Origin of the sequence: Hoyosella sp. YIM 151337 (genome assembly GCF_026041215.1) — a bacterium.
GTDB lineage: Bacteria > Actinomycetota > Actinomycetes > Mycobacteriales > Mycobacteriaceae > Hoyosella.
The window spans coordinates 1-19,390 of record NZ_JAPEIQ010000008.1 but is presented as its reverse complement, the minus strand read 5'-3'; the positions used below and the strand labels follow the sequence as shown (position 1 = coordinate 19,390).

The following is a 19,390-nucleotide window of genomic DNA, read 5'->3' as shown; positions in this document are numbered from 1 at the left end:
GTAAGAAATCGTGTCACCTGGTATATGAAGCCCGCTGCTGACTTCATAGCTGCGGGCAGCCGGTCACGGAAGTTCTGTCATCGTTTGCTCGGCGGCTTTCACTTCGCCGTGCACTACTGCGAGGCTGACTCCGACACCGCGGGAGATCTCGCGCAGCGACTGCCCCTCCGCGCGGCGGGCGAGGATGGCGCGGCGTTTGTCCTCATCAACCACCCGCGGTCGGCCTCCTTTGCGTCCGCGCCGTGCCGCGGACTCCAGGCCGTTGCGGGTTTTGCGGGCAATATCGCGGCGGCGGTCTTCTGCCAGCGCGAGCGCCAGGTCGAGAATCAGACTGCGCTCGACATGCTCACCCGCAGCGATCCCCGCCAGGATCTTCACCGCCACACCCTGCTCAAACAGATCGTTCAGCACGATCAAACCCTCAAGCAGGTTACGGCCAAGCCGGTCGGCCTCCTGAACGGTGAGCATGTCACCGGGGCGCATGTACTCAAGCGCGGCCCGCAAACCAGGCCGGTCCGCGACCTTCAGTGCACCGCTGACTTTTTCCTCGAACACCTTCACACAGATCGGATCGAGATCATCGTGCTGACGCTGAGTTTCCTGTTTACTCGTGCTCTGTGGCTTCGTTCGCTTGGTGGCGGGGTTTTTGCAGCGCTCCGTGGCGGTCTTGTTGCCGCGATCACGCAGGACTGGCTGCAGGTAGGTGTCGCGGTCTGAACCGAGATGGGTGCGCCCGGTCGGGGCCGTTTGGATCGCTGCCGCTACGTCAGAGTCCGAAGGCTCCGCCGCTGACGAGGATCACGATGCCGAGGCCGATGAGAACGATGGGGAAGAGGATGTGCTCCCAGCGTTCGAGCACTTCGGCGATCGGGGGGCGGGTGGCGACGAACTTTGCCAGGGCCACCAGGACCGCGACGAGCGCGAGGAAGACGATGCAGTAGGCGACTACTGCGAGAGGTTCCACGCTGAGGAAGACAGGGGTGTAGACGCCGATGTTGTCGCCGCCGTTGGCAAGGGTGACGCCTGCGACTGTCCACACGCCGACCTTCTTGCCGGCAACCTTGGCCTCGTCGTCATCGTCGTCATCGTCTCCGCGCCAGGCCTGCCATGCGGCCCAGAGGCCGAGGCCCAGAGGGATGAGACCGAAGTACGGGATGGCTGCCGAGGGCAGGAATGCTCCGGCACCGATGGTCACCAGGACCGCGGCACCGAGGATGCCTGGCGAATCCGAGGTACTGGCCGGCCAGAATGCGGGCGGTAGTGCCGCGCTGGCCTGCCCCTCGCGCGAAGAAGAGGGAGAGCACGATGATGTCGTCGATGTTGGTCGCTGCGAACAGGCCCATCGCCTGCAAGACCGAGGTGAGGATCATGCGCCCTCCCCAGCTGCGTCGCATCCGGGAAGCGAGCAGGCGGGATCGATGCACGGGGCGTCTTCGTCCACTGCCAGGGTGGCATCGACCAGTGCCGTCAGCGCCTGCGCCAGGTGCGAATCGGCGATCTCATATCGTGTCCGACGACCCTCGGGCTCGGAGACGACGATCCCGCAATCGCGCAGGCATGCCAGGTGGTTGGACACGTTCGGGCGTGTCAGGTCCAGATCTCGGGCCAGTTCCGCCGGGTAAGCGGGATGGTCGAGCAGGGTCAAGATGATCCGGGATCGAGTGGGGTCGGCCAGTGCACGACCCAGGCGGTTCATCACGTCGAGACGCGAAGCAATAGTCAGCATGAACTGAACTATACAGCGCGCACTGAACACTCGGTCACAGGCGTCAGCCCAGATCGCATGCCCGTAAGGGGAACCCTCACCGGACACCACCGCTACTTATCGAGAGTGTCAGTTTCAGAAGTCGACTGCACTCTCAGGCCCGTGATCCCGGGGGTAGTGTCGTCGGGTTCTGAACTCTGGTTGTTCAGGAGTCCTGTGCACTAGGGTCGCGTCTGCTCAGTAGTCCTGTTCTCTAGGAGACAGGCGTGGAGGATGACCAGAACGAGATAGCTGCCTCGGGCTTGCTGGCGGTGCCTGAGCCCGAGTGGGAGCAGGCTCGATTGCGGTCCCAGGTGATCGGTCGCCTGGCCGAGCGCGATCCGGTGAGCTTGGCTGCCGTGGACGAAGCCGCTATGCAGCTGGGGATTTCACGGCGTCGTGTGTACGTGCTAATGAAGCGGTACCGGCAGGGCTCGGGTCTGGTCACCGATCTTGTGCCCCGGCGCTCGGACGGTGGCAAGGGCGGGGCCCGCCTGGCGGAACCCGTGGAGCAGGTCATCCGTGAGTTGGTGCGGCAGCGGTACCTGACGCGGCAGAAGCGCAGCATCGCCTCGCTGCACCGGGAGATCGTGCGGGCCTGTGCGGCGCGGGGTCTGCCGGCCCCGGCGCGGAATACGGTGGCCGCGCGGATCGCCCGGCTGAATCCGGTCGAGGTCGGCCGACGACGGGCCGGGCCCGAGAGCGTCCGACCGTTGCAGTCGGCCGGGGACGAGGTGCCAGTGGTCGAGACGATCCTGGACCGGGTGCAGATCGATCACACGGTCATCGATCTGATCGTGGTCGATGACCGTGAGCGACAGCCGATCGGACGTCCGTACCTGACGGTGGCCATTGACGAGTTCAGCCGGTGCCTGGTCGGGATGGTCGTGACCTTGGAACCGCCCTCGGCGGTGTCGGTCGGATTGTGCCTGGCCCATGCGGCCAGGGATAAGCGGCCCTGGCTGGAGCAACTGGGTGTGGATGCGGACTGGCCGATGAGCGGCAAGCCCAAGGCCTTGTACGTGGACAATGCCCGGGAGTTCAAGAGCGAGGCGCTCAAGCGTGGCTGTGAGCAGCACGGCATCGCCGTGGACTACCGCCCGCTGGGCCGGCCGCATTACGGGGGGATCGTGGAGCGGATCATCGGCACGGTCATGGAACAGGTCCACGAATTGCCGGGCACGACGTTCTCGAACCCGGTGGAGCGGGGAGCGTACGACGCCGAGAAGATGGCCGCGCTGACGGTGGCGGAACTGGAACGGTGGTTGGTGTTGGCGGTGGCCACGTATCACGGCACGGTGCATTCCACGCTGGGTCAGACCCCGGCCAGGCCGGTGGGCCGAGGCAGTGGCGAGCACTGGTCCTCCGGCGACGACGGCGAACCCGAGCGCGTTCCTGGTGGACTTCCTGCCCGTGTTCCGCCGCAGGCTCACCCGTACCGGGTTCGTGATCGACCATGTCCACTACTTCGCCAACGCGCTCAAGCCCTGGATCGCCCGCCGTGATCGGCTGGAGCGGTTTCTGATTCGTCGGGATCCGCGTGATATCAGTCGGATCTGGGTGCTGGACCCCGAGGGCGCCGGGTACCTCGAGGTCCCGTACCGGGCGTTGTCGAACCCGGCGGTCAGTGTGTGGGAACACCGCCAGGCCCTGGCCCGGCTGCGCGAGCGGGGTGCCAGCCAGGTGGACGAGGCGGGCCTGTTCCGGATGATCGAGCAGATGCGCACCATCGCCGAGACCGCCCAGAAGGCCACCAAGCGCACCCGCCGCCAGAGGCAACGCCGCACCCACGCCGGAACCACCACGCCGCCGACGCCGGCGTTGGCACCCCCTGTTCCGCCGACGGACCTGGAAACGGTGGGACGGCCGGTGGCCCGGTTTGAGGAGATCGAGCAATGGTGAACGCCGAGGAGGACGAGCCGCTGGATCTGTCGCACTTGCACCCGGCCGCGCAGCCGGTGGCGCGGTTACCGGCCGCCGAGCGGGTCCAGCTGATCCGGGCCGACCGCTGGATCGGCTACCCCAAGGCCGTCCAGGCCGTCGAGCGTCTGGAGACCCTGCTCGGCTGGCCGCCGAAGCAGCGGATGCCGGATCTGCTGCTGGTCGGGCCGACGAACAATGGCAAGTCGATGATCATCGAACGCTTCCGCCGCCAGCATCCGCCCACCTCCGAACCGGACCGGGAGCAGATCCCGGTGGTGTGCGTGCAGATGCCCTCGGAGCCCTCACCTCTGCGGTTCTATACCGCGATCCTGGCCGCCCTCGGGGCGCCCTTGCGGCCCCGCCCGCGCGTCGTCGAACTCGAACACCTTGCCTTGTCGTTGCTGCGTGAGGTGGGGGCGCGGATGCTGGTCGTCGATGAGCTGCACAACGTGCTGGCCGGCCGCGGGGACTCCCGGCGGGAGTTCCTGAACCTGCTGCGGTTTCTGGGCAACGAGCTGCGCATCCCGCTGGTCGGGGTCGGCACCCGTGAGGCCTATCTGGCTGTGCGCTCGGATGACCAGTTGGAGAACCGGTTCGAGCCCTTCGTGCTCCCATTGTGGGAGGCCGACGACCAGGCCAGATCCCTGCTGGCCAGCTTCGCCGCAGCCTTCCCCCTGCGCCGGCCCTCGGTGATCGACACCGAGGACATGGCCCGCTACCTGCTGGCCCGCAGCGAGGGCACCATCGGGGAACTGGCCCACCTGCTCACCACGGCCGCGGTGGCCGCCGTCGAGTCCGGTTTGGAAGAAATCAATCACCGGACGCTGACAATGGCCGACTACTTGGGGCCGACCGAGCGCCGACGGGTCTTCGAACGCGAGCTGCTGTGACCCGGTGGCCGGTGCATCCGGCGCCCGTCCCCGGTGAGGCACTCACCTCCTGGCTGCGCCGGATCGCCCACCGCCACGGGGCCGAGGTCCAGGACCTCGTCCTCGACCTCGGATACTGCCTCTCTTGCCCCGAGGACCTCGACACGGTCCCCCCGGAAGGGTTCATCGACCACCTGGCGGCCCGGACCGGGGCAGCTACCGACACCATCCGGGCCATGACCCTGAACGGGCAGACCCCGTGGCTGCTGGACCAACTCCAGCCCGCGGCACAGGCCTACACCACCTACACCCGCCAACTGACGGTGCTGCTGCCCCCGGGCAGGCGACGGGACCGCGCCGTGGATCACTGGCGCCCCTGGGCGCCCACGGATGCCGGCCAGCACCCGTGGCGTCCGTACGAGCACCTCACCGACCAGCAGCAAACCCAGTCCCTGGAAGCCGCTGCCACCGCGATCCACCTACTGGAGACTCGGGTCCTCGCCGGCCTCGGACACGAAGCCGCACTGTTCCTCCCGCCACCGAATATGACCCGCGACCCCGGCCGCCCTCACCAGACGATGGACCCCACTGCTCTGCGCTGGCAGGAGATCAAGGACTCCCTGGACGCCACCGTCGAAGAAGCCCGGACCACCCCGGAGACCGCCCGGCGGCTCTTCAACTTCTGCACCATGTACCGCGGCGAGGACGACCACATCGTTCGCGAAGTACGGGGCAGTTTCACCAAGCTCGGCATCCCCTTGGAGTACCTGTCACCAATGAATGATCCACACCGTCTGTAAGACATAGAATAGATGACGGATTATGTGACATCTTCCCTGAGTTCTTGATGCTGCGGATCTTCTGTCACGAAAACGAACAAATAAATGACAGTGGAGGTGCACGGTGCTCGTCGGGTACATGCGGGTGTCCAAGGCCGACGGGTCCCAGACCACCGACCTACAACGCGATGCCCTCCTCGAAGCCGGCGTGAAGCCGAAAGCCCTGTACGAGGACAAGGCTTCCGGCAAGACCGACGACCGCCCCCACCTGGCCGCTTGCCTGAAGGCGCTGCGGGACGGGGACACCCTACTGGTGTGGAAGCTGGACCGGCTCGGCCGGGACCTGCGGCACCTGGTCAACATCGTGCACGAGCTCACCGAGCGCGGTGTGGGCCTGAAGGTGCTCACCGGCCAGGGCGCGGCGATCGACACCACCACCGCCTCGGGCAAGTTGGTGTTCGGGATTTTCGCCGCGCTGGCCGAGTTCGAACGCGAGCTGATCTCCGAACGCACCAAGGCCGGCCTGGCCTCGGCCCGCGCCCGGGGCCGCACCGGCGGCCGGCCCCACAAGATGACCCCGGCCAAGATCCGCCTGGCCATGGCCTCCATGGGGAACAAGGACACCAACGTCGGGGCCCTGTGCAAGGAGCTCGGCATCACCCGCCAGACGCTCTACCGCCACGTCTCACCCACCGGGGAACTGCGCGAAGCCGGACAGAAGGTGCTGGCCCAACGCCGCTGACCACCCTGCGGTGCTCGGGGAAGGCGGGGTTGAGCACTTTTGGCGGAGCGCGCTGCAGCGGTGCCCCACTCTCATCCGTCGCTCAGACAGTCACGGGCGCCCCGTCCGGGAGAGGCCTGTTAGTCGGTCGTGCGCAGCACGAGCAGGAGGTCTCCACCGGTGACTTGGGTGACGCCGGTAAGGGCGACGCGTTGCACGGTGCCGGCGACGGGTGCGGTGATCGCGGCTTCCATCTTCATGGCCTCAATGGTGGCGACCTGGGTTCCGGCCTCGATGGTGTCACCCTCGGTGACGGTGACGGTGACGGCACCGGCGAAGGGTGCGGCAACGTGGCCGGGGGCGGTGGGGTCAGCTTTCTCGGTCTCGGGCACGATGGAAGCCGCGTGGGTGTCTCGCACGTCGATGGTGCGCGGCTGGCCGTTGAGGGTGAGCATCACGGTGCGCATGCCCTTCTCATCGGCCTCGGAGACCGCCTGCAATTTCACCAGCAGGCGCACGCCGGTGCCCAGGGAGATCACGTGTTCGTGTTCCGTGGTGAGGCCATAGAGGAAGTCGCGGGTGTGCAGCACGGACAGGTCTCCGTACTTGGCCTGGCCGGTCTCGAAGTCCCGGGTCGGGCCGGGGAAAAGTAACCGGTTCAGGGTGGCCCGCCGGGTCGTTGAGTCGGCGGCCAGTGCCCCGGTGTCCTCGGCGGACAGCTCCGTCACGCCCACCTTGACGTTGCGGCCCTGGAGCGCCTTGGAACGGAAGGGTTCGGGCCAGCCCCCTGGCGGGGTGCCCAGTTCCCCGGCGAGGAAGGCGATGACCGAATCGGGGATGTCGAAGCTCTGCGGGTCGGCCTCGAACTGGGCCGGGTCCACGCCCATGCCCACCAGTTGCAGGGCCAGGTCGCCGACGACCTTGGAGGACGGGGTGACCTTCACGAGCCGGCCGAGCATGGCGTTGGCGGCGGTGTACATGTCCTCGATGGCCTCGAACCGTTCGCCCAGGCCCAGGGCGATGGCTTGCTGGCGCAGGTTGGATAGCTGTCCGCCGGGGATCTCGTGCCGGTAGACCCGCCCGGTGGGGGCGGACAGGCCGGACTCGAACGGGGCGTACATCCGGCGGATGACCTCCCAATAGGGTTCCAGGGCGGCGACGGCGTCCAGCGGGATCCCGGTGTCCCTCTCGGTGTGTTCCAGGGCGGCGACCAGGGCCGAGGCTGAGACCTGGGAGGTAGTGCCGGCCATGGAGGCGTCGGCGACATCGACCGCGTCGACCCCGGCATTCACGGCGGCCATCACGGTGGCCATCTGCCCACCGGCGGTGTCGTGGGTGTGCAGATGCACGGGCAGCTCGAACCGTGCGCGCAGGGCGGTGACGAGCTTCGTGGCCGCGGCCGGGCGCAGCAGTCCGGCCATGTCCTTGATCGCCAGGATATGGGCGCCGGCCTGGACGCACTGCTCGGCCAGGTCCAGGTAGTAGTCGAGGGTGTAGAGGTCTTCGGCGGGGTTGTTGAGGTCGCCGGTGTAGCACAGGGCCACTTCGGCCACCGCGGTACCGGTCGCCCGGACCGCCTCGATCGCCGGGCGCATCTGCTCGACGTCGTTGAGGGCGTCGAAGATGCGGAAGATGTCCACCCCGGTCGAGGCGGCCTCGGTGACGAAGGCGTCGGTCACTGCGGTCGGGTACGGGGTGTAGCCGACCGTGTTGCGCCCGCGCAGCAGCATCTGGATGGGGATGTTCGGCATCGCCTCGCGCAGGCGCGCCAGCCGGTCCCAAGGGTCCTCACCCAGGAACCGCAGCGCGACGTCGTAGGTCGCCCCGCCCCAGGCCTCGACCGAGAGCAGCTGGGGCAGGGTGTGGGCGTAGGCCGGGGCGGCGGCCAGCAGGTCCCGGGTGCGCACCCGGGTGGCCAGCAGGGACTGGTGGGCATCCCGGAACGTCGTGGAGGTCACGGCCACCGCCTGCTGTGCACGCAACGCCCGGGCGAAACCGACGGGACCGGTGTCCTGGAGGACCTGGCGCCACCCCGTCGGCGGAGTGTGCCCGGAGGGCCCGTCGAAGGGGGAGCGCATCGGCTCGTCCTGTTTGTCCCCGGGGTAATGGGGCAGCTTCGTGCGCGGGTCGATGCCCTCGACCCGAGGGCCGTGGGGCTGGTTAACCGTGGCTTCGGCCAGCCAGGTCAGGACCTTGGTGGCCCGGTCGGCGGAGACCCGGGCCTGGAGCAGCTCGGGGCGGGACTCGATGAAGTCGGTGGCCACGTCCCCGGCCAGGAACTGTGGGTCGGCCAGCACTGCCTGGAGGAACTGGATGTTGGTGGCCACCCCGCGGATGCGGAACTCGGCCAGGGCGCGCCGGGCTCGGCGCACGGCGGTGGCGTAGTCCCGGCCGCGGCAGATGAGCTTGACCAGCATCGAGTCGAAGTGCGGGGAGATCTGTGCGCCCGCGTACACGGTGCCGCTGTCCAGGCGCACCCCGGCCCCGCCGGCCGAACGGTAGGCGGAGATCCGACCCACATCGGGGCGGAACCCGTTGGCCGGGTCCTCCGTGGTGATCCGGCACTGCATCGCCGCGCCCCGGATCCGCAGGTCCTCCTGCCGGATCCCGAGCTCATCCAGGGTCTGGCCCGCGGCGATGCGCAGCTGGGAGGCCACGAGGTCGACGTCGGTGATCTCCTCGGTGACCGTGTGCTCGACCTGGATGCGGGGGTTCATCTCGATGAACACGTGCTGACCGGCACGGTCCCCGGCGGTGTCCACGAGGAACTCGACCGTGCCGGCGTTGACGTAGCCCAGCTCACGGGCGAAGCGCACCGCGTCGGTGTGCAGGGCCTGACGGATCTCCTCATCCAGGTTCGGGGCCGGGGCGATCTCCACGACCTTCTGGTGCCGGCGCTGCACCGAACAGTCCCGTTCGAACAGGTGCACTACCTCGCCGGTGGCATCGGCCAGGACCTGGACCTCGATGTGCCGCGGGCGCAACACTGCCTGCTCCACGAACATGGTCCGGTCCCCGAAGGCCGTGTCGGCCTCGCGCATCGCCGCGGCCAGGGCTTCGGGCAGTTCCCGGGCGGTCTCCACCCGGCGCATGCCCCGGCCGCCGCCGCCGGCTACCGCCTTGACGAAGACCGGGAACCCGATCCGCTCGGCCTCGCCCAGCAGGTACTCCACGTCCGAGGACGGCTCAGAGGAATCCAGGGTCGGGATCCCGGCCCGCTTGGCGGCCCGCAGCGCCTGCACCTTGTTGCCGGCCAGTTCCAGGATCTCCGCCGCCGGGCCGACGAAGGTGATGCCCGCCGCCGCGGCCGCCCGGGCCAACTCCGGGTTCTCGGACAGGAAACCGTAGCCCGGGTAGATCGCATCACACCCGGCTTCGATGGCGACCCGGAGGATCTCCTCCACGTCCAGGTAGGCCCGGACCGGGTGGCCCCGTTCGCCGATCTGGTAGGCCTCGTCGGCTTTCTGCCGGTGCAGGGAGTTGCGGTCCTCATAGGGGAAGACCGCCACGGTCTGGGCCCCCAGCTCGACGGCCGCCCGGAACGCCCGGATGGCGATCTCGCCGCGATTGGCCACAAGGATCTTCTGGAACACGAACATCACTCCGTTCCGCTGCCGTGAGCACCCGGAAGGCGCACGGAGCTGTCGAAAGGTACAGGAAGGCCGGGCACCACCCGGTCTCGGGGCGCGGTGAGGCCCCGCCGCGGTGATCGGCCCCACCGCGGGCAGGCCACTGGCCGGCAGGTCCCGACGGCCGGCAGGCCTCGGGGTGGGGGTATTAGCCGAGCAGGATGACGTCGAGCCGGCGTGGGCCGTGGACGCCCTCGACACGTTCGAGCTCGATATCTGAGGTGGCCGAGGGTCCGGAGATCATGGTGATCGGCGCGATGGGCTCCACCCGGGACAGGGCCTCGGGGATCAGTTCCACCACCGATGCGGCCGGCACCACGCAGATGTGGTGGTCCGGGACCAGGCTGATGGCCCGGCGTCCCTCGTCGGGGCGGGCGGTGAGGAAGATCGTGCCGGTCTCGGCGCAGGACACGGTGGAGGAGGTGACCACGGCGTCCACGGCATTGAGTTCTCGGACCCCGAGCACCTGTCCGCGTTCATCCGTGGACTCCCGGATCATCTGGAGGGTGTCGGTGTCGGCCGGCAGCCAGGATGGGTCCAGGCCAGCGGGGACCACGTACCGGGCGGATGAGCCCAGCAGCTCGGTGATGCGTGCCGGTAGGGTTTCCACGTTCTCGTGGTGGACCGTGGCCTTGTAGTCGACGAGCCGGTCCTCGAGCATCTCCAGGACTTCCGCGGCGGGCCGGTCTGAGACGGTCCGGTAGATGCGTTCCACCGTCGGGGCGGTGGGCTGGTCGGCCAGGGCGCCGCGGATGCGGGCCAGGATCTCGGTCTTGGCGTCGGTGCTCATCGGTCGCCCTCCTTCAACTGGTGCGGGTCGGTAGGTTGGGCTGGGTCGGTGTCGGGTACCGTCCCGTCCGCGCGGACCCGGTCTTGCGTTTCGTCGGCGTGTTGGGCCCACCAGTTGCGGAAGGACTCGCGGGGCGGTGCTGGGATGTCGCGGACGTCGGTCCAGCCGCCGGCCATGCCGGGCAGCCAGCCGATGCGTCGGTCGTGGCCGGCCACGGCCCGGCCCAAGGGCAGGGCCCGCTCGGCCAGGGCCATGCGCCGTCCGGAGGACATCACCATCGAGGCGCCCTTCATCATCAGGTCCATCTCGGACGGCGGGTGCGGCAGCCGCTGGAACAACCGGCGCACCCGGCCCGGGGCCGGTCCCGACGCCGGTCCGGTGTTGCGGCCACCGCCGGTGTTCTCGGCGGCGGCTTGGGGGCCGGCCGGAGTTTGAAGGGCGGCGGTGGCGCCGTCTTCGGTGGGGACCGCGTCGACGGCGGGGCGCTGGCCGTGCTTGGTGCGCACGTCCTCGTCGCGCAGGTGCACGAGGATCTCGGGGATGTTGATCTTCACCGGGCACACGTCGTAGCAGGCCCCGCACAGGGTGGAGGCGTACGGCAGGGAGGCGTTCTCCGCCGAGGTGATCCCGGTCAGCTGGGGCGAGAGGATCGCCCCGATCGGGCCGGGGTAGGTCGAGCCGTAGGCGTGTCCGCCGGCCTGTTCGTAGACCGGGCACACGTTCAAGCAGGCCGAGCAGCGGATGCAGTGCAACGCCGAGCGGCCGGCCGGGTCCGAGAGCACCGCGGAGCGGCCGTTGTCCAGCAGCACCACGTGCACGTCTTGGGGCCCGTCCCCGGGGGTGACCCCGGTCCACATCGAGGTGTAGGGGTTCATCCGCTCACCCGTGGAGGACCGCGGCAGCAACTGCAGGTAGACCTCCAGGTCGGCGAAGGTGGGGACGAGTTTCTCGATGCCCATCACGGTGATCAGCGTCTCGGGCAGGGTCAGGCACATCCGCCCGTTGCCCTCGGACTCCACCACGGTCAGCGTGCCGGTCTCGGCGACTCCGAAGTTCGCCCCGGAGATCGCGACCTTGGTGGAGAGGAACTTCTCGCGCAGGTGGGCGCGGGCGGCCTCGGCCAGGTCGCGCGGCTCGGAGGTGAGGGTCTCGTCGGTCTCGGTCATCTCCCGCAGGAAGATCTCGCGGATCTCGTGGCGGTTCTTGTGGATGGCCGGGACCAGGATGTGAGAGGAACGGTCGTGGCCCAGCTGGACGATCAGTTCGGCCAGGTCGGTCTCGGTCGCGGTGATCCCGTGCTCGGCCAGGTGGCGTTCCAGGTCGATCTCCGCGGTGGCCATGGACTTGATCTTGATGGCCTCGGTGCTGCCGGTGGCCTGGACCAGGTTCGTGATGATCCGGTTGGCCTCGGCGGCGTCCCGGGCCCAGTGCACGGTGCCGCCGCGGGCGGTGACGTTGGCCTCGAACTGCTCCAACAGCTCGGGCAGGTTCGCCATCACCGACTCCTTGAGGGCCGAACCGGCCGAGCGCAGCGCCTGCCAGTCCGGGAGCTCGTTGACCACGTTGGCGCGCTTGCCGCGGATCGTGTGGGTGGCGTGGCGGATATTGGCCCGCATCTGGGTGTTGCCCATCTCGGCCCGGGCCGCGGCCGGGAAGGCGGTCTCGGCGTGCAGATTCCCGTGCCCGCGCACGGGGCGGACGGCGGGCATCCCGAGGGCGGTGCGGCTCATCGGCTCTCTCCTGAATCGGCGGCCACGGCCGCGGGGGCATCACTACTGGCCGAACCGGCGGTCGAACCGGTGGCGGCTTGGGTCCGGTGGCGTCGTCCGGTCGGGCCGGGGATGGACAGCTCCACCGGCCCGGTCACCTCCAGCGGGTTCTGCCGGGTGGAGGCCAGGATCTCGGCGAAGTGCACGGTGGCCACCCCCGCACCGGTGCGGGAGATCGCCCCGCCCAGGTGCATCAGGCAGGAGGCGTCCCCACCGGTGCAGACCTGGGCGCCGGTGGCGGTGATGTTGCCGATCTTCTCCTCGGCCATCGCCGCGGACACATCCGGGTTCTTGAACGAGAACGTGCCGCCGAACCCGCAACACTCCTCGGCGTCGGGCAACTCGGTGAACTCCACCCCGGCCACCGAGCGCACCAGGTCCTTCTGCCGGTCACCCAGGCGCAGCAACCGCATCCCATGGCAGGACGGGTGATACGTCACCGTGTGCGGGAACCACGACCCCAGCTGCTCGGCGGCATCGGACACCCCGAGCACGTCCACCAGCAATTGGGAGAGCTCATAAGTGGTCCCGGCCACCGCCTCGGCCCGCCGAGCCAGATCCTCGTCCCCGCCGGCCCGGGCGACCATCGGTTGCTGGTGCCCCAGGGAGGCCACACAGGACCCCGAGGGCGCCACCGCGACGTCGTAGTCCGCGGCATTGAAGGCCTTCACGTGGTTGCGCACCACCGGCAGCGCGTCCTGTAGGTAGCCGCTGTTGACGTGCATCTGCGAACAACACCCCTGCCCGGGCGGGAACACCACCTCGTGGCCCAGCCGCTCCAGGACCCGCACGGTCGCCAGGGCGACCCGCGGGTACATCGCGTCCACGATGCACGTGGCGAACAAGGCGATTCTCATGCGACCTCCGTCGGGGAGCAGTGCTGGACGGCCCAGCAGACCGTGTGGTCTGACCACTGTAGGGCAGTGTGAGGCACCGCACAACCACGCCCTCTCCCGGCGTCCGGTTCTAGCGCCCCCTTAGATGCCCGCCCGAGCGTCCGGGTGCCACCCAGGGGCGGCGCCCAACGAGGGGCCAGACGGGGTGTCCGGTGGCCCGCCCGACGGCACGCCGCGCCGGTGGGGGTTGACCGGTGTGATGCACCTCATATAACTTATGTGGCCTGACCACTGTGGTCCGACCACAGCCGGGGCGGTGTCGGGATCCTTTCGCTGCAACCCCTGCCGGCCGGCGTCGAGGCATTGCGCCTCGATGGCGGGCCCCGCCAGATCCTGTCCCCCAGAAAGGACACCCCTCGTGGACAATCTCGCCGTGCTGAGCCTTCTAGCGCTGCTGCCCCTGCTGTTGGTGGGCGTGCTGTTGGCCGGATTCCGCTGGCCCGCGAAGTACGCCATGCCCGTGGGGTATGTGGCGGTCGTGGCCATCGCGCTGACCGTCTGGCAGATGAGTCCGGCCGGGGTGATCGCCGCCTCCATCGAGGGCCTCATCGTGGCCCTCACCCTGCTGTACATCGTCTTCGGGGCCCTGCTGCTGCTCTCGGCCCTGACCGTGGGCGGGGCGATGGCCACCATCCGGGCCGGGTTCGACAACATCTCCTCGGACCGGCGGGTCCAGGCGATCATCATCGGCTGGCTCTTCGGCAGCTTCATCGAGGGCGCCTCCGGGTTCGGCACCACGGCCGCGGTCGTGGCCCCGCTGCTGCTGGCGATGGGCTTTCCCGCGATGGCCGCCGTCATGGTCGGGTTGATCGTCCAGTCCACCCCGGTGAGCTTCGGGGCGGTCGGCACCCCCATCCTGGTCGGGGTGGCCAACGGGCTGGGCGGTGACCCGGCGGTAAGCGAACGGGCGAGCGTGCTTGGGCTGAGCATGCCGGAGTTCGTTGACTCGATCGGGTTCTCCGTGGCGGTCATGCACGCGATCGTGGGCATCCTCATCCCGCTGATCCTGGTCTGCCTGCTCACCGGCTTCTTCGGACCCGAGCGCCGCTTCCGCGACGGGCTGGCCGTGTGGCCCTTCGCGATCTACGCCTCCCTGGCCATGACCGTGCCCTACACCCTCGTGGCCCGCTTCCTCGGCCCGGAGTTCCCGTCCCTGTTCGGCGGGCTGATCGGCCTGGCACTGGTGATGTTCACCTCCAGCAAGGGCTTTTTGATGCCCAAGGACCACTTCGACTTTGGCCCCCGGGACTCCTGGGTCGGGCGCTGGACCGGGACCCTGGACCCCGAGAAGGTTCCGCCGGTGTCCCGGAAGATGAGCCTGGTCCGGGCCTGGGCGCCCTACGCCCTGCTCGCCGCACTGCTGGTGATCACCCGGATCGTCACCCCCGTGACCGAGTTCCTGCGCAGCCTGGCCATCCCTGTGGAGAACATCCTCGGCACCGGGGTCAGCACCCGCATCGAACCGTTCTACTCTCCGGCCCTGCTGCTGATCCTCTCCGCGGTATTCGCCTACCTGCTGCACCGCATGAACGGCCAACAGGTCCTGCGCACCCTGAAGGTCTCGGGTCGCCAGCTGGCCGGCACCGCCGTGGCCCTGCTCTTCGCCCTGCCCCTGGTGCGGGTACTCATCCAGTCCGGCCCGGAACTGAACGCCTCGGGACTGTCCAGCATGCCGGTCACCCTCGCCGAAGGGGCCGCGGCGATCTCGGGGGGCGCCTGGCCGCTGCTGGCACCCTGGATCGGGGCCCTGGGCGCCTTCGTTGCCGGATCGAACACCGTCTCGAACCTGACCTTCTCCCAGTTCCAGTTCTCCACCGGCGTCCAGATCGGCGTGCCCCAACCCGAACTCGTCGTGGCCGCCCAGGCCGTCGGTGGCGCCGGCGGCAACCCCATCTCCATCCACAACATCGTCGCCGCCTCCGCCACCGTCGGCCTCCTGGGCCGAGAGGGTGACCTGCTGCGCCAGACCATCCTGGTCACCACCTACTACTGCCTGGCCGGCGGTGTGGTGGCCTACCTGTTCATCCACGGCCTCGGGGCCAACCCCGGGACCATCATGCTCGTCCTGCTGCTGGCCGGGCTGGCCCTAGTCGCGTGGTGGATGATGCGGCACAACACCCCCGCCCCGCTCCGGACCGAGCGGGTGAGGACCTAAACCCGCGGGCCCATCCCCGGACTGTGGGCCAGACCAGCCCACGGTCCGGGGATCGGTGAGCCTCTCTAGAATGAGGTCCTACCCCTTTACCCCAGGAGCCGTCCGTGCCATCAGCCCCCGCCGCCTACACCCTGGTCCTCGACTGGATAGAGGCCCAACTGCGCACCGGACACCTCAGCGTGGGCGACAAACTGCCCGGAGAGCGCCACCTCGCCGAACAATTCGGGATCTCCCGCGCCTCCGTCCGCGAAGCGGTCCGCATCCTCGACGCCATGGGCCTGGTGTGCTCGGCCACCGGCTCCGGACCCTCCGCCGGCGCCGTGGTCATCTCCGAACCCTCCAAGGCCCTGGGTTGGGCGCTGCGCATGCACATCGCCACCCGCTCCCTGCCCGTCCAGGACATCGTCCAAACACGACTCCTGCTGGAAACCCAGTCGGCCCTCGACGCAGCCGCCGCCCCAGACTCCGATCAGCGGTCAGAAATCCTGAACCAGGCCGCTGAACTGCTCCAGACCATGGATGACCCGGATCTGCCTTCCGGGTGGTTCCACGAACACGACTCCCAGTTCCACACCCTGCTCAGCTCCCTGGCCGGAAACGTGGTGGTCGAAACCATCATGGACTCCCTCCGCCAGGCCACCATCAGCTATGTCCAGGAAACCGTCGCAGGCCTACCCAACTGGACCGACGTACGGTGCACCCTTCAAGACCAGCACAAAACCATCCTGGAAGCCTTCCGAGACCGACGCGGCCACGACGCCGCCGACGCCCTACACCACCACATCACCTGGTTCTACAGCCTCAGCGAAGACCACAACGGCACCGACGACCAGGCCACCCCTGCTCCGACGGGCACGGCAAGCGCCGCACAGCGTTCCTAACGCTTCATCCCTCCAGGACCACCCCAAAACCAGCACCCAAGTCAGACACCGCTAAGGCCTGACCGGAGAGAATGGAAAGGCCCGGGGCTCGCTCCTCCCTGCTAGGAGAAGGCACCCCGTCGAGGCAAAGCTCCCGCGCGCAGCCCGCGACATCAGTGACCTTCGACGAACCAGATCTCAACGGGCTCGCCGGGCCGGACCGTGTGACAGAACCGGCTAACAAGAACAAGGCTGGACCGAGCATCCCACCGGCGTGAAGCCGGACTGATCAAGGTCGCTGTCGATGACTACTCATCGACGCGGAGACGACGGGGGAATCGAGTGCAGCGCGCTTCTGACATTAGTGAAGCCCACTTCTGAACCTGACAGAGAGGAACGACGGCACGCCTGGCGGGCTGTCCCGTAAGACCCGTCCGGTGAACTGTCCGGTGAAGGGAGGCTATATGACACACTGGGGAGCATGTCCCCCTTGAAGGTCGGCTATGCCCGAGTCTCCACCGACGAGCAGGACCTGACCGCGCAGCGTGACGGACTCGCGGCGTTCGGCGTCGATCCCAAGCGCATCTACGTCGATCACGGGCTCACGGGCCGCAACGCCGACCGTGAGGGCCTGCAGCAGGCGCTGGCAGCGTGTCGGGACGGCGATACATTCGTGGTCACCAAGCTCGATCGGCTGGCGCGTTCGGTCCGTGATGCCCACCAGATCGCCGACGACCTCGCGGCGCGGGAAGTGAAGCTGAGCATCGCCGGATCGGTGTACGACCCGACCGACCCGATGGGGAAACTGTTGTTCAACGTGCTGGCGATGGTCGCCGAATTCGAAGCCGACCTCATCCGTGCCCGCACCCGCGAGGGGATGAAGGTCGCCAAGGCCAAGGGCCGGCTGCGCGGGAAGTCACCGAAACTCACCCCCCGGCAAGAAGCTCACCTCGTCCAGCTACATGCCGCCGACGAGCACACCGTGGGCGAGCTGGCCGAGCTGTTCAGCGTGGGCCGCTCCACGGTCTACCGCGCCCTTCAGCGCGCCGAGCGCGGGCGCGAGAACGCCTTGCAGTAGGTGCGTCGTGGACGCTCGAGCGCGGTGGCGAATCCTCAGGCTCCACGTCGAGGACCAGGTGCCCCTCGCGCGCTTAGCTCGCGAGACCGATGTTGGGCTGCGGACCCTGGAGCGCTGGCACGCCCGCTACCGCGCCGACGGCTACGCCGGACTGGAGACAGCCTCGCGAGCGGACACCGGCTCCCGCCGCCTTCCGCCCGACCTCGTCCACCTGATCGAGGGCCTGGCACTGAGCAAGCCGCGGCCGGCCATCGCCACCATCCACCGCAAAGTCACCGGCATCTGCGCCGCCCGGAGATGGCCGGTCCCCTCCTACTCGGTGGTGTGGGACATCGTGCGGACCCTGGATCCCGGCATGGTCACCCTCGCCCTGGAGGGCGCAGCGTCCTACCGCGACAAGCACGAGCTGGTGCTACGCCGGCAAGCAGAGCTGCCCAACGCGATGTGGCAATCCGATCACACCATGCTCGACATCCTGGTGGTGGGCACCGACGGCAAGCCCGCACGGCCATGGCTGACAACGATCCTCGACGACTGCTCCCGGGCGGTCTGCGGCTACACAGTCTTCCTGGGCGCACCGTCGGCGATGAACACCGCCCTGGCGCTGCGCCAAGCGATCTGGCACAAGACCGACCCGGCCTGGCCGATGTGCGGCCTGCCCGACGTGCTCTACGTCGACCACGGCAGCGACTTCACCAGTGACCAGCTCGCCCACACCGCCGTCGACCTCCACATCCGACTGATCCACTCCACCGTCGCCCGACCCCAGGGACGGGGCAAGATCGAGCGGTTCTTCGGCACCATCAACACCGAGCTACTCGCCACCCTGCCCGGACACATCACCGAAGGGCACCCCTGGCCGACACCGAAACTGTCCCTGGCCGCCCTCGATAGCGCCCTGGAGGCGTTCGTGGCCACCTACAACGACCGCACGCACAGCGAGCTCGGAACCTCCCCGCGCAGCGCGTGGATCGCCGATGGCTGGCTGCCCCGAATGCCCGAGAGCCTGGAAGACCTCGACAGACTGCTGTTGACCGTCGCCAAGACCCGCGTCGTGCGCCGCGATGGCATCCGCTTCCAGGGCCTGCGCTACGTCTCGCCAACTCTGGCCGGCTACGTCGGACGCTCGGTCGTGATCCGCTACGACCCCCGCGACATCACCGAGATCCGCGTCTTCGATCACGACGAATTCGTCTGCAAGGCCGTCAACCAAGAGCACCACGACCAGAAGGTCAGCCTCAAGGAGATCCAGGCCGCGCGCAACGCCCGCCGCCGGGCGCTGCGAGCCGGCATCAACGAACGCATCGCCCTCGTGGCCGCACCTACCGAGACGCCACGGATCACCGAAGCACCGGCTCCGGCGCCGAGGTCGGCGTTGAAGATCTACAAGGAGGACCTCAGGTGAGCCAGCGCTTCATCGTCACCAAGGAGCACCGCCGCTTCACCGAGTTCGCCGACGCCGTGCGCCGCGGGCACACCATCGGTTTGTGCTTCGGATCAGCCGGCGTAGGAAAGACACTCTCCGCGCGCCGCTACGCACACTACGAGAAGGCTCATGACCTGCTGACCTACTGGGGGCCGCGCTCCGACAACGACGCCAAGATCTACGCCGCCTTGAACCGGAGCCGCACCGTGCTCTACACCCCCAGCGTGCTGACCACCCCGCGGACCCTGAAGGACGAGCTGACCCAAGCCATCACCCGCACCAACATGTGCATCGAGCAGCACCTCGTACCTCCCGGCACGGCCACTCCCGAGGCCTGGGGATGGCGACACGGCAGGAACTACGTGGAGCTGATCATCGTCGACGAGGCCGAACGACTGCGTCCCGCCGCTCTGGAACTGCTGCGCGATCGCTACGACCGCGACGACATCGCCCTGATCCTGATCGGCATGCCCGGCCTGGAGAAGCAGTTCAGCCACTACCCCCAGTTCTACAGCCGAGTCGGCTTCGCCCACCAGTACCGGCCCCTGGGACAAGACGAACTGCTGTTCGTCCTCGAGCGACACTGGCGATCCCTCGGCAAGACCCTCGACCCCGACGACTTCACCGACGCCCAAGCCATCGCAGCCATCGCACGGATCACCCGCGGCAACTTCCGGCTCCTCGAACGCTGAATCGCCCCGGCTTTAGTGGAGGGCGGGTTCTCCCAGCGCCGGCTGGTACTGGGAGGTGT

At 68.4% G+C, this 19,390-nt stretch carries 15 protein-coding genes and 2 pseudogenes; 10 read left to right on the top strand and 7 right to left on the bottom strand.

Features of this window, described 5'->3' with window-relative positions; genetic code table 11:
• Positions 1-63 precede the first annotated feature (63 nt).
• Positions 64-561, bottom strand: coding sequence for a recombinase family protein (locus tag ONR57_RS04630; protein WP_265121837.1), 498 nt, complete (start codon positions 559-561; stop codon positions 64-66).
• 21 nt (positions 562-582) lie between these two features.
• On the opposite strand from ONR57_RS04630, the gene ONR57_RS04625 reads away from it, so the two are divergent.
• Positions 583-717, top strand: a complete 135-nt coding sequence (locus ONR57_RS04625) for a hypothetical protein (protein ID WP_265121836.1) — start codon at positions 583-585, stop codon at positions 715-717.
• A 49-nt stretch (positions 718-766) separates the two neighbouring features.
• Here the strand turns inward: ONR57_RS04625 and ONR57_RS04620 are convergent.
• Positions 767-1,370 (bottom strand): annotated as a pseudogene (locus ONR57_RS04620) (cadmium resistance transporter).
• Positions 1,367-1,726, bottom strand: a complete 360-nt coding sequence (locus tag ONR57_RS04615) for a helix-turn-helix transcriptional regulator (RefSeq protein WP_006590980.1) — start codon at positions 1,724-1,726, stop codon at positions 1,367-1,369. The pseudogene ONR57_RS04620 and the gene ONR57_RS04615 overlap by 4 nt, the downstream one beginning before the upstream one ends.
• 245 nt (positions 1,727-1,971) lie before the next feature.
• On the opposite strand from ONR57_RS04615, the pseudogene ONR57_RS04610 reads away from it, so the two are divergent.
• From ONR57_RS04610 to ONR57_RS04590, 4 genes and pseudogenes are all read left to right on the top strand, one after another.
• Positions 1,972-3,646: pseudogene (locus ONR57_RS04610) on the top strand (Mu transposase C-terminal domain-containing protein).
• The gene (locus ONR57_RS04600; RefSeq protein WP_064441654.1) at positions 3,640-4,557 is read left to right on the top strand and encodes a TniB family NTP-binding protein; all 918 of its coding nucleotides are present in this window, start codon (positions 3,640-3,642) and stop codon (positions 4,555-4,557) included. The pseudogene ONR57_RS04610 and the gene ONR57_RS04600 overlap by 7 nt, the downstream one beginning before the upstream one ends.
• Complete coding sequence (locus tag ONR57_RS04595) at positions 4,554-5,336, top strand: TniQ family protein (RefSeq protein ID WP_265121819.1); 783 nt, start codon at positions 4,554-4,556, stop codon at positions 5,334-5,336. The genes ONR57_RS04600 and ONR57_RS04595 overlap by 4 nt, the downstream gene beginning before the upstream one ends.
• A 103-nt stretch (positions 5,337-5,439) precedes the next feature.
• Positions 5,440-6,057 (top strand): recombinase family protein, encoded by a 618-nt coding sequence (locus ONR57_RS04590; protein ID WP_265121817.1) that lies wholly within the window; start codon positions 5,440-5,442, stop codon positions 6,055-6,057.
• Between the two features lie 119 nt (positions 6,058-6,176).
• On the opposite strand, the gene ONR57_RS04585 is transcribed toward ONR57_RS04590, so the two are convergent.
• The 4 genes from ONR57_RS04585 to ONR57_RS04570 form a co-directional block, all read right to left on the bottom strand.
• Positions 6,177-9,629: a pyruvate carboxylase gene (locus ONR57_RS04585; protein WP_265121815.1), complete on the bottom strand. Its 3,453-nt coding sequence runs from the start codon at positions 9,627-9,629 to the stop codon at positions 6,177-6,179.
• Positions 9,630-9,813: 184 nt separating this feature from the next.
• Positions 9,814-10,455: an LUD domain-containing protein gene (locus ONR57_RS04580; protein ID WP_064441658.1), complete on the bottom strand. Its 642-nt coding sequence runs from the start codon at positions 10,453-10,455 to the stop codon at positions 9,814-9,816.
• Complete coding sequence (locus tag ONR57_RS04575; protein WP_064441660.1) at positions 10,452-12,185, bottom strand: lactate utilization protein B; 1,734 nt, start codon at positions 12,183-12,185, stop codon at positions 10,452-10,454. Before ONR57_RS04575 ends, ONR57_RS04580 begins: the two co-directional genes overlap by 4 nt.
• Positions 12,182-13,081 carry a (Fe-S)-binding protein gene (locus tag ONR57_RS04570; protein ID WP_064441662.1) on the bottom strand — a complete coding sequence of 300 codons (900 nt, stop codon included), beginning with the start codon at positions 13,079-13,081 and terminating at the stop codon, positions 12,182-12,184. The genes ONR57_RS04575 and ONR57_RS04570 overlap by 4 nt, the downstream gene beginning before the upstream one ends.
• Before the next feature lie 397 nt (positions 13,082-13,478).
• On the opposite strand from ONR57_RS04570, the gene ONR57_RS04565 reads away from it, so the two are divergent.
• From ONR57_RS04565 to ONR57_RS04545, 5 genes are all read left to right on the top strand, one after another.
• The gene (locus ONR57_RS04565) at positions 13,479-15,275 is read left to right on the top strand and encodes an L-lactate permease (protein WP_265121812.1); all 1,797 of its coding nucleotides are present in this window, start codon (positions 13,479-13,481) and stop codon (positions 15,273-15,275) included.
• A 104-nt stretch (positions 15,276-15,379) separates the two neighbouring features.
• Positions 15,380-16,156, top strand: coding sequence for a FadR/GntR family transcriptional regulator (locus tag ONR57_RS04560; protein ID WP_265121811.1), 777 nt, complete (start codon positions 15,380-15,382; stop codon positions 16,154-16,156).
• Between the two features lie 460 nt (positions 16,157-16,616).
• The gene (locus tag ONR57_RS04555; protein ID WP_064441666.1) at positions 16,617-17,213 is read left to right on the top strand and encodes a recombinase family protein; all 597 of its coding nucleotides are present in this window, start codon (positions 16,617-16,619) and stop codon (positions 17,211-17,213) included.
• 7 nt (positions 17,214-17,220) lie between these two features.
• Complete coding sequence (locus ONR57_RS04550; protein WP_082937603.1) at positions 17,221-18,618, top strand: Mu transposase C-terminal domain-containing protein; 1,398 nt, start codon at positions 17,221-17,223, stop codon at positions 18,616-18,618.
• Positions 18,615-19,331: an AAA family ATPase gene (locus ONR57_RS04545; RefSeq protein ID WP_265121810.1), complete on the top strand. Its 717-nt coding sequence runs from the start codon at positions 18,615-18,617 to the stop codon at positions 19,329-19,331. Before ONR57_RS04550 ends, ONR57_RS04545 begins: the two co-directional genes overlap by 4 nt.
• Positions 19,332-19,390: the final 59 nt, after the last annotated feature.